General features: G+C 43.0%; 7 protein-coding genes and 5 tRNA genes. 11 read left to right on the forward strand and 1 reads right to left on the reverse strand.

The window, feature by feature from the left end:
- Positions 1–157: 157 nt before the first annotated feature.
- Positions 158–2,743, reverse strand: a complete 2,586-nt coding sequence (gene mutS, locus AACW06_RS17900) for a DNA mismatch repair protein MutS (protein ID WP_192076118.1) — start codon at positions 2,741–2,743, stop codon at positions 158–160.
- Positions 2,744–3,553: 810 nt separating this feature from the next.
- Between mutS and pncC the strand changes: the two genes are divergently transcribed.
- From pncC to AACW06_RS17955, 11 genes are all read left to right on the forward strand, one after another.
- Positions 3,554–4,036, forward strand: coding sequence for a nicotinamide-nucleotide amidase (gene pncC, locus AACW06_RS17905; protein WP_192076119.1), 483 nt, complete (start codon positions 3,554–3,556; stop codon positions 4,034–4,036).
- A 150-nt stretch (positions 4,037–4,186) separates the two neighbouring features.
- Entirely contained in the window at positions 4,187–5,233 is a 1,047-nt protein-coding gene (gene recA, locus AACW06_RS17910) for a recombinase RecA (protein ID WP_192076120.1), read from the forward strand.
- Between the two features lie 67 nt (positions 5,234–5,300).
- The gene (recX, locus tag AACW06_RS17915; RefSeq protein WP_238336741.1) at positions 5,301–5,765 is read left to right on the forward strand and encodes a recombination regulator RecX; all 465 of its coding nucleotides are present in this window, start codon (positions 5,301–5,303) and stop codon (positions 5,763–5,765) included.
- Between the two features lie 222 nt (positions 5,766–5,987).
- On the forward strand, positions 5,988–8,570 hold the full coding sequence (alaS, locus tag AACW06_RS17920) for an alanine--tRNA ligase (RefSeq protein WP_192076122.1): 2,583 nt from the start codon (positions 5,988–5,990) through the stop codon (positions 8,568–8,570).
- A 205-nt stretch (positions 8,571–8,775) separates the two neighbouring features.
- Positions 8,776–9,963 carry an aspartate kinase gene (locus AACW06_RS17925; RefSeq protein ID WP_192076123.1) on the forward strand — a complete coding sequence of 396 codons (1,188 nt, stop codon included), beginning with the start codon at positions 8,776–8,778 and terminating at the stop codon, positions 9,961–9,963.
- 91 nt (positions 9,964–10,054) lie between these two features.
- Positions 10,055–10,252, forward strand: a complete 198-nt coding sequence (gene csrA, locus AACW06_RS17930; protein ID WP_009847619.1) for a carbon storage regulator CsrA — start codon at positions 10,055–10,057, stop codon at positions 10,250–10,252.
- Between the two features lie 346 nt (positions 10,253–10,598).
- A tRNA-Ser gene (locus AACW06_RS17935) sits at positions 10,599–10,691 on the forward strand.
- Between the two features lie 41 nt (positions 10,692–10,732).
- A tRNA-Arg gene (locus tag AACW06_RS17940) sits at positions 10,733–10,809 on the forward strand.
- Positions 10,810–10,840: 31 nt separating this feature from the next.
- A tRNA-Ser gene (locus tag AACW06_RS17945) sits at positions 10,841–10,933 on the forward strand.
- Positions 10,934–10,999: 66 nt separating this feature from the next.
- Positions 11,000–11,076 (forward strand) — tRNA-Arg (locus AACW06_RS17950).
- A 65-nt stretch (positions 11,077–11,141) separates the two neighbouring features.
- A tRNA-Arg gene (locus AACW06_RS17955) sits at positions 11,142–11,218 on the forward strand.
- The last annotated feature ends 32 nt before the right edge of the window (positions 11,219–11,250 follow it).

Here is an 11,250-nt window from a genome sequence, read left to right on the forward strand (position 1 = left end):
TTACGGGCCGCAGGAAATAGTCATATGCAAATGTCAGATCACTACGCGCCTGCTAGGGCGCTGCCAGTAGGAAAGCCTTATAGGCGCATATGAAAAACCACCGGCTATGCCGGTGGATACTTTTTTTGTTTGTTACGTCGATTTTAGCTTGATACTTCTATAGCAGTTTCTTTAAGCGATATAGTTCTTCCAATGCTTGGCGAGGCGTTAGATCATCTGGAATGATGTTAGCTAATGCTTGCTCAACCTCACTCGGTTCCGGGATTAAGCTAAGTTGGTTTGCAATATCAACCGTTGTGCTTTTCGTCGTGAGCGATTGTTGACTCATTAATTCTAGTTGTAACAATTTTGCGCGCGCATTTTTTATAACGGTTTTCGGTACACCCGCCAAGCCTGCAACAGCCAGTCCGTAAGATTTACTTGCCGCACCTTCTTGAACAGCATGCATAAAAGCAATACTTTCACCATGTTCGACAGCATCCAAGTGGACGTTGGCTAAATGAGGCAGTTGGTTAGGCAACTCGGTTAATTCAAAGTAGTGAGTGGCAAACAATGTGAGGGCACCAATTTTAGTCGCTAACCATTCCGCGCTGGCCCAGGCTAAAGACAAACCATCATAAGTGCTCGTACCGCGGCCAATTTCATCCATCAATACTAAGCTGTTTGCTGTCGCATTGTGCAAAATATTGGCTGTTTCTGTCATCTCTACCATGAATGTAGAACGACCAGAAGCCAGATCATCCGATGCCCCAATGCGGGTAAAGATACGATCAATCGAGCCAATTTTTGCTGATTCGGCGGGAACATAAGAACCAATATGTGCTAACAAGGTGATTAACGCCGTTTGACGCATATAAGTTGATTTACCTCCCATGTTAGGGCCGGTAATGATCAACATTTTACGTTGTGGGGTTAGCTCAATTGGATTAGCAATAAATGGGTCACTCATTACTTGCTCTACAACCGGGTGACGACCCGCTTGAATATGTATGGCGGGCTCATTACTTAATGTTGGGCGGCAGTAGTCTAAACTGTCAGCACGCTCTGCCAGGTTTTGCAGTACATCGATTTGAGATAACGATGACGCCAAGTTTTGCATTTGCTCAAGGTGAGGTAGCAATAAATCGAACAGATCTTCCCAAAGTTGTTTTTCAACTGCTAATGCTTTTGATTTGGAATTGAGCACCTTATCTTCATGAGCTTTTAACTCAGGGATAATATAGCGTTCTGCATTTTTTAATGTTTGACGGCGTATATAATGAGGAGGTACAAGGTGGCTTTGGCCTCGGCTCACTTGAATATAGAAACCGTGGACAGCGTTGTATCCGACTTTCAGCGTATCAATACCGTGGCGTTCACGCTCTTCCGCTTCCATTTTTTCAAGATATTCAGTCGCGCCATTGGCTAAGTTGCGCCATTCGTCGAGTTCTGCGCTATAGCCATCGGCAATAACGCCACCGTCACGGATCACAACCGGCGGATTTTCTTTAATCGCTTTTTCAAGTAATTCACATAGCTCATCCAGCGGTTGAGCATATTGAGTGAGCTTCACTAAATAAGGTTGCGATAAATTTTGTAGCACCTCGTTGAGTTCTGGCAGTTGCTGCATTGCATGACGAAGGCGAGCCATATCTCGTGGGCGTGCTGAACGAAGGGCAAGTCGTGCCAAAATACGTTCAATGTCGCCAATTTGTTTGAGCACGGGTTGCAAATCAGTAAATAGTGTCTGTTGTTTGATTTCACCAATTGCATCAAGGCGTTGGTTTAGCGTGTCCGTACAGCGCATTGGTTGATGTAACCAACGTTTTAACATACGACTGCCCATCGGCGTTGCACAATGATCGAGTACTTCGGACAGTGTATTATCAAAACCACCAGCAAGGTTTTGGGTGATTTCCAAATTACGGCGCGTTGCGGCATCTAAGATCACAGAGTGATCTTGGCGATCAAAGGTTAATGATCGAATATGTGGTAGTGCGGTTCGCTGAGTATCTTTCACGTATTGGATCAAACAACCTGCAGCGCATAGCCCAAGCCGGGCATGCTCAACCCCAAAACCAATTAAATCTCGTGTTGCAAATTGTTGATTAAGTTGCTGCTTTGCGGTTTCTAGCTCAAATTCCCACACTGGTCGGCGGCGGTTACCTTTGCGGTTTGCCATCAGTGATACCGGCTCAAAATCTTCTGGAAATAATAATTCACGAGGCGCAGTGCGTTGTAGTTCCGCCATCATCGCTTCATCGGTTTCTGGTTCGGTTAATTGAAAACGACCAGAGGTGATATCTAATGTCGCGTAACCAAATTTTCCATTTTGATGATAGATAGCTGCAATTAGGTTATCCACTCGTTCTGACAGCAGTGCTTCATCCGTCACTGTACCTGGTGTCACGATGCGTACTACTTTACGTTCAACCGGCCCTTTACTGGTTGCCGGGTCACCAATTTGTTCACAAATAGCGACTGATTCACCCTGCTGTACTAATTTTGCCAAGTAACCTTCTACAGCGTGATAAGGGACACCAGCCATTGGGATCGGTTCACCAGCAGAAGCTCCGCGCTTAGTGAGTGAAATATCTAATAGTTGAGAAGCACGTTTTGCATCATCGTAAAAAAGCTCGTAGAAATCGCCCATTCGATAGAACAATAAAATATCTGGGTTTTCGGCTTTTAAACGAAGATATTGTTGCATCATCGGCGTATGTGAGCTTTTCAATTGTTGATTTTTATTCGGCTTTTCTTTCATTTTTTAGATTCAATCGGTTACGAGATGGGTATATCTCTAAAGTCCCACGCTATGCGGAAGAATTCCAGCATAAAACAGTAAAAGGGCTGTCAAATTAATTAGAAGGAAGAATAGCAAACCTATTACAGATAGAGCAATTGAGATACGGGTATGAGGATACGTTTTGCTCTTTTCGAGCGCGAATCAAAGCGTTAATGTTGTTTATTATATTAATAATCACTAGGGCGTGTTGAAGCTTCGTGCTGTTGCCCATGAGTTTTAAGCATTGGGAGAGTGTAAGGCTTGATGTCATTGAGCACTTCAATGTCAGTTGCTCGATAGCTTGATATGAAATTCTTGAGTTTGTGAAACTGATCTTGATGCGAAATCAAACTTAATGAATAAAGCCACCAGTCATAAAAATGGCTGGTGGCTTTTTAGCTACTTTTACTATGTAGTTTTACTGTGTATTCAAGTCAATGTTCAGTTTGGTTACAAAATCGACATTGAACTTGAATGGTAGCCATGATTTCTTGTTTGAGGGTGAAAAGGTTACCATTTTAACACAAGTTCTCCATGTTGGAGTCACGACCCAATATTTTGTCACCATTTGCCAACCATATGTTTTTATAAATTGAACTAAATAAAAAATTTTTAATGCAATTATTATTTGATGAAGTTAGCCACAATGTCCCAATTAAAAATTATTGGGAATCAAAATATTATTGTCATGGCGAATGATTTGTATGGCTATGACTTTTGTTTATTGCGATAGCGGCATAGGATAGAAGCATTCTACTTCTATTAAAAAAGGCGTAGCAGGGATTAAGCATGAAATCACAGCAACAACTGAGTCAAGGCGTCGGTCAACTTTTATTCGCACATAAACTGATATTAGCGACAGCTGAATCATGTACTGGTGGTGGGGTAGCAACTGCTATCACTGATATAGCGGGTAGTTCAGCATGGTTTGACAGAGCTTTTGTTACCTACAGTAATGAAGCTAAAATCGAGATGATAGGAGTTAGTCCTGTCACCTTAGAAAAATATGGCGCGGTGAGTGAACCTATCGTTATTGAAATGGTTCATGGGGCTCTGAAACACTCGCGTGCAACCATCGGGGTTTCTATCAGCGGTATTGCAGGACCAAGCGGTGGCAGTGATGAAAAACCTGTAGGTACAGTATGCTTTGCTTGGGCGGATAAGCAAGGTTGGCTAAAAGTCGAAACTCAACATTTTAATGGTGATAGAACAGCAGTACGAACTCAAGCGATTGATCATGCATTGCAAGCGTTACATGATCACCTAGTGTGATCATGTGTGAGAAATGTTCGTTGATTGAGAAAAAATATCACACAGCTATAGACACTGTATGAATCAACAGTATAATTAATCCCAATTGACGGCGTAAGAGTCGATAAAAAATAACGCACCGCAACCAAGAGCGAAAGTTTGGAGAAAGTAATGGACGAAAATAAACAGAAGGCGTTGGCCGCAGCATTAGGTCAAATTGAAAAGCAATTCGGTAAAGGTTCGATCATGCGCCTAGGTGATAACCGTACGATGGATGTTGAAACCATCTCTACTGGTTCACTTTCTCTGGATATTGCATTGGGTGCTGGTGGCTTACCAATGGGGCGTATTGTTGAAGTCTATGGCCCTGAATCGTCAGGTAAAACAACGCTGACATTAGAACTGATTGCTGCAGCTCAACGTGTGGGGAAAACATGTGCCTTTATCGATGCTGAGCACGCTCTTGATCCAATCTACGCTAAAAAGCTTGGTGTCGATATTGATGCTCTGCTTGTTTCTCAGCCTGATACTGGCGAGCAAGCATTAGAAATTTGTGATGCATTGGCTCGTTCCGGTGCGATTGACGTGATTGTTGTCGACTCGGTCGCAGCATTAACACCTAAAGCTGAAATTGAAGGCGAGATGGGCGATAGCCATATGGGTCTTCAAGCTCGTATGCTTTCGCAAGCAATGCGCAAGCTTACGGGTAATCTCAAGCAGTCAAACTGTATGTGTATCTTCATTAACCAAATTCGTATGAAGATTGGAGTTATGTTTGGTAACCCAGAAACGACAACTGGTGGTAATGCGCTTAAATTCTATGCATCAGTACGTTTAGATATTCGTCGTACCGGCTCTATCAAAGAGGGCGATGAAGTGGTTGGTAACGAAACGCGCATTAAAGTTGTGAAGAACAAAATTGCAGCGCCATTTAAACAAGCTGAAACCCAGATCTTATATGGACAAGGCTTTAACCGCGAAGGTGAGCTGGTTGATCTTGGTGTTAAGAACAAGTTGGTAGAAAAAGCAGGTGCTTGGTATAGCTACAATGGCGATAAAATTGGCCAAGGTAAGGCTAACGCTTGTAAGTATTTACGTGAGAATCCAACAGCTGCAGCTGCGATAGACGCTAAGCTTCGTGAAATGCTGCTTAGCCCAACAGAGCTTGTAACGGAAGAAGCTGAGATCGCTGAGTTGCCGAAAGAAGAAGAATTTTAACCATCACTAAATGTGAATCAAGCCCTGCATGCAGGGCTTTTTTTATCTGCGCTGTTTAAGGATTAGTATGTATCTATCAAGCTCGAAACTCACATCGTCCTGCAAAGAAAGTGCACTACAACTGCTGAGCAGACGTGATCATGGTGAATATGAGTTGTACCAGAAACTACTCTTAAAAGGCTTTGAGATAGAAAAAGTTGATGAGGCAATGACTTATTGTCGAGAGCATCAATACTTAGATGATTTACGATACGCGAAAAGTCAGGTCAGACAGCATGTAGCTAAAGGCCATGGTGAAAGACGAATTTGCCAAGAATTAAACCAAAAGCGTGTTAGTAGCGAAATTGTTGAACAAGCGTTAGAGCAAGAACCTCAAGATTGGTTTGAATTGGCAAAAGCAGCTGCTGAAAAAAAATTCAGAGAACCTGCGGCAAAAGGCTCAAAAGAATATGCAAAACAAGTTCGGTTTTTGCAATGTCGAGGTTTTAGCTTTGAACATATAAGCTACGCGCTGTCAGAATTAGAAATGTAACCCCCTCATTTTTAATGGCGTCTTGAGGTTAACTATCAATCTATCGGCTATCCCCAAGTAACTTGAGGTTACTTGGGGATATTTATCTTTCCGCTTCGCTAACTAGTGCTATAGATTGGTTGTTTATGGTCTCTTGCCTTTTCCATAAGAAAACTAGTCGAATACTTGTCCATGCTTTACAATAACGCAAAATTCTAACTTGAGTATTTCAGGAAGAGCTGCATGTTTATGAGCACTGATGAGGTTCGCCGCGCGTTTCTCTCGTTCTTTGAAAATAAAGGACACCAAATTGTTGATAGTTCATCATTAGTACCGACTAATGATCCAACTCTGTTATTCACAAATGCAGGGATGAACCAATTTAAAGATTGTTTTCTAGGTTTAGAAAAACGTGCCTATACGCGTGCCACAACTGCACAGCGTTGCGTGCGAGCCGGTGGTAAACATAACGATTTAGAAAACGTTGGTTTCACTGCTCGTCACCATACATTCTTTGAAATGTTGGGTAACTTCAGCTTTGGTGATTATTTCAAAGATGATGCGATTGCATACGCGTGGGAGTTTTTGACTGAAACACTAAAATTGCCAGCAGAGCGTCTACTTGTCACCGTATATGAAACCGATGATGAAGCCTTTGATATTTGGAATAAGAAAGTAGGTGTACCTGCTGAGCGTATCATTCGTATCGGCGACAAAAAGGGTGGTAAAGCTTACGAGTCAGATAACTTCTGGCAAATGGGTGACACCGGTCCTTGTGGGCCTTGTACTGAAATTTTTTACGATCATGGCGATCATATCTGGGGCGGTCCTCCGGGGTCTCCAGAAGAAGACGGTGACCGCTTTATCGAAATTTGGAACAACGTATTCATGCAATTCAACCGTCATGCTGATGGCACGATGGAACCTTTGCCTAAACCGTCAGTGGATACCGGAATGGGGATTGAGCGTATTTCTGCCATCATGCAGGGCGTTCATTCAAACTATGAAATCGATGTATTCCAAACTCTGATTAAAGCTGCCGCGGAAGTAACGGGTTATGAGGATCTTTCTAACCAATCTTTGCGCGTTGTTGCTGATCATATTCGTTCGTGTGCTTTTTTGATTGTTGATGGTGTTATGCCATCCAATGAAGGCCGTGGATATGTGCTTCGTCGTATAATTCGCCGTGCTGTCCGTCATGGAAATAAACTGGGTGCCCAAGGTGCATTTTTCCACAAACTGGTGGGGCCTTTAGCTGAAGTAATGGGAACCGCAGGTGAAGAGCTTAAGAAGCAGCAAGTGCTCGTTGAAAAAGTATTGCGTATTGAAGAAGAAAACTTTGGTCGCACGCTTGAGCGTGGTATGGCGATTCTAAACGATGCTCTGGATAGTTTAGATGGCAAAGTTCTCGACGGTGAAACTGTATTCAAACTATACGATACCTACGGTTTCCCAGCTGATTTAACTAATGATGTTGCACGTGAACGTGGTCTGTCTATTGATGAAGAAGGCTTTGAAAAAGCGATGGATGTACAGCGCCAACGTGCACGAGAAGCTGGTCAATTCGGCACCGATTACAACACATTAATTAAAGTCGATACGCATACTGATTTTTGTGGCTACAGCTCAACAAAAGGTGAAAGCCATGTTGAAGCTATTTTTGTTGAAGGCACGCAAGTTGACTCACTTTCTGCCGGAGATAAAGCAATTATCGTATTGGCTGAAACGCCGTTTTATGCCGAATCTGGTGGTCAGTGTGGCGATGCCGGTGTTATCAAAACGGATTCCGGTCTGTTTAAAGTTGAAGATACACAAAAATTAGGTAGTGCTATTGCTCACCACGGTGAATTAGTGGAAGGCGTGTTGGCAAGCGGTGATAGCGTAGAAGCGTTAGTCGATGAAAAACGCCGTGCAGCCATTTCACTGAACCACTCAGCCACTCACTTATTGCATGCTGCGCTTCGCCAAGTATTGGGTTCACATGTAGCACAGAAAGGGTCGTTGGTTAAAGCTGAAAACTTGCGTTTCGACTTTTCACACCTAGAAGCGGTAACACCAGCTGAACTAAAAGAAGTTGAACGCCTGGTGAATGCTCAAATTCGACGTAACCATACGATTGAAACTAACATCATGGATATTGAATCAGCGAAAGAAAAAGGTGCAATGGCACTTTTCGGTGAGAAATATGATGATGAAGTACGCGTGTTGTCGATGGGGGAATTCTCAACTGAGCTTTGCGGTGGTATTCATGCCAATAACACTGGTGATATCGGCCTATTTAAGATCGTTTCAGAAGGTGGTATTGCAGCCGGAATTCGACGTATTGAGGCAGTAACTGGTGAAGGTGCTCTTGATTTACTGGATCATCAGCATGCTCAATATGAAGCGAAAATGGCTGACATGGCACTCAAGGCCAAGTCGCTTGAAAAAGAATTGCAGCAGATGAAAGATAAACTTGCTGCAAAAGAAAGTGCAAATCTCATCAGTAATGTCAAAGAGATTGCTGGAGTGAAAGTTTTAGTTGCTCAACTTGATGGCGCAGACAACAAAGCGTTGCGTGGAATGGTTGATGAACTGAAGAATCAGTTGGGTAGCGGCATTATCATGCTTGGTAACGTAGTAGATGATAAAGTTGGCCTAATTGCTGGTGTGACAAAAGATCTTACCGCTAAAGTGAAAGCAGGCGAGCTAGTTAATATGGTTGCTTTGCAGGTTGGCGGTAAAGGTGGCGGTCGCCCGGATATGGCTCAAGCTGGTGGTAGTGACGTAAAAGCGTTACCTAAAGCACTTGAGTCAGTAGACGTTTGGATCGCTGAGCGCCTATAACCAATGTAATTAATCTCGGTCAATTGATATTTTTTGATTGGGCGTAATTTTATTTGTCTAACCAAGTGATTTAATTGGCTTAAAATTATACAAAGCCAATTATCTGCTTGGTTTTATTTTTGTAACTACTAAATCGATAGTCAACTGGTTTATTAGCTATTGGTTTGGTCCGAATGAGACTTTGGTCTTGGGAAGGTGAAGATCGGTGAAAAAGCCCCTTATCGTGCAAAAGTTTGGCGGAACCTCGGTCGGTTCAATTGAAAGAATTCATATCGTCGCTGAACACATCATTAAGACGAAGAATGATGGTAATCAAGTTGTTGTCGTGGTTTCTGCTATGTCTGGAGAGACAAATCGATTATTGGGCCTAGCCCAACAAGTCGATAGTGTACCAACGGCAAGAGAACTTGATGTTTTGCTCTCTGCTGGTGAGCAAGTGTCTATGGCACTTTTAGCAATGACGTTGAATAAATTAGGTCATGCTGCGCGCTCACTAACCGGAGCTCAAGCGAATATTGTGACAGACAATCAGCACAATGACGCAACGATTAAAACTATTGATACTCGAACGATTACTGAGTTACTAGCACAAGAGCAAATTGTTGTCGTTGCCGGTTTTCAGGGTATGAATGAGAATGGGGATATCACCACTTTAGGACGTGGAGGCTCTGATACTAGTGCAGTGACACTGGCAGGAGCTCTCAAAGCCGATGAGTGCCAAATATTTACCGATGTCGATGGAGTTTACACATGTGATCCACGTGTCGTACCAACGGCTCAGAAGTTAGATATTGTCGATTTTCCATCAATGGAAGAAATGGCGCGTAAGGGGGCAAAAGTATTGCATTTACCTTGTGTTCAATATGCTTGGGAAAATGAAGTACCGTTGCGAGTTCTTTCTACATTTGATTTAAATTCAGGTAGTCTAATTAAAGGGCAGCAGTGTAATAAAGCCGTTTGCGGTATTGCGATACAGCGAGATATGGCATTAATTACCGTTCAGCCGGAGCACTTTTCTAGTCTAACTAAGCAATGCCAAATGCTGGGTATTGAAGTGTGGAGTGTGATCGAGGAAACAGAATGGACAGGTGTCATTATAAAACAGGATGCTTGCGCTAAATTAGCTCTGGTTTTCGATGATAAAATCCGTAATAGTGAGCAGGTTAGTTTATTAACCACGGTAGGTTTACTAGCTCAGGAGCTGGTTGAACGTTCATGTGAGCTATTGGCAGATCACGGTGTTGAGGTGAGCTATCTTTCAGTAGATAAGCAATCTTTAATGTTGGTTGTAGAGCCACAATATGTAAATAAAGCGGCAAATATTCTGCACGATGCCTATATAACGTCGGACGAACTATTAGACTTTCACCCGAAACAAGCATTTTTAGGGTGATCAGACACCAGTGAGAGTTTACGAAAATATAACTTTTGGTGGATAATAGCCTAGTTGCAAGATAATACAGAGATTACTCAAGGAGCAAAGAATGCTAATTTTGACTCGCCGCGTTGGCGAAACACTAATGATCGGTGATGAAGTGACAGTAACAGTACTTGGTGTAAAAGGTAACCAAGTACGCATAGGTGTAAATGCCCCGAAAGAGGTTTCTGTTCACCGTGAAGAAATCTACATGCGCATTCAAGCTGAAAAAGGTAATGGTAACGTTGCACCTGGCAACTACTAATTATCAGATTAAGGCTAGCGAATTTCGTTAGCCTTTTTTATGCACCAAAGTCCTTAATATGGCTAGTAGCAATCGTAGTAAATGATTGGATATCCTAGCTTGTTAAAACACTTGATAACGGTGTTAGATTTTTGATTGCAGAATAACTACTTATCGAAAAAATCTGCCTTGTTCTCAAGCATTTTTGTACGCTATTTCTGAGCACTTATTTACGTTGATTGATATAAAAAGTTCAAATTCACAGCGCTTTGATTAAATAGCCAACGTTTGACTTGTTTTTTGTTGTTTTTACCAAGAAAATGTTTGACATATTTTTGGTAAAAAGTAATATGTGCCTCCGCAAGACGGTGAGGTGGCCGAGAGGCCGAAGGCGCTCCCCTGCTAAGGGAGTATACGGTTTGTAGCCGTATCGAGGGTTCGAATCCCTCCCTCACCGCCATTCTTGCTTGTTTGGTTTTGCACCCAAATAAAGATCAATGTGCGTCCTTAGCTCAGCTGGATAGAGTACCTGGCTACGAACCAGGCGGTCGGAGGTTCGAATCCTCCAGGACGCGCCATATTCTTTCTTTAGATTGAATGTGAAAATGCGGTGAGGTGGCCGAGAGGCCGAAGGCGCTCCCCTGCTAAGGGAGTATACGGTTTGTAGCCGTATCGAGGGTTCGAATCCCTCCCTCACCGCCATTTATTGACCTTCGGTCATTTTTTTGTTCCGAAATAAATAATTTGTGATGTGGCTCACAAACTTGCGCGTCCTTAGCTCAGCTGGATAGAGTACCTGGCTACGAACCAGGCGGTCGGAGGTTCGAATCCTCCAGGACGCGCCACTTATTAAGGGTCAATGATCCTAACATTGAAGGTTGTTTATAATTATTCAGTGTTGAAACCTTGCGCGTCCTTAGCTCAGCTGGATAGAGTACCTGGCTACGAACCAGGCGGTCGGAGGTTCGAATCCTCCAGGACGCGCCACTTATTAAGGGTCAATGATCCTAACATTGAAG

This window comes from Vibrio sp. S12_S33, assembly GCF_963889785.1.
In the GTDB taxonomy this organism is placed as follows: domain Bacteria; phylum Pseudomonadota; class Gammaproteobacteria; order Enterobacterales; family Vibrionaceae; genus Vibrio; species Vibrio aestuarianus.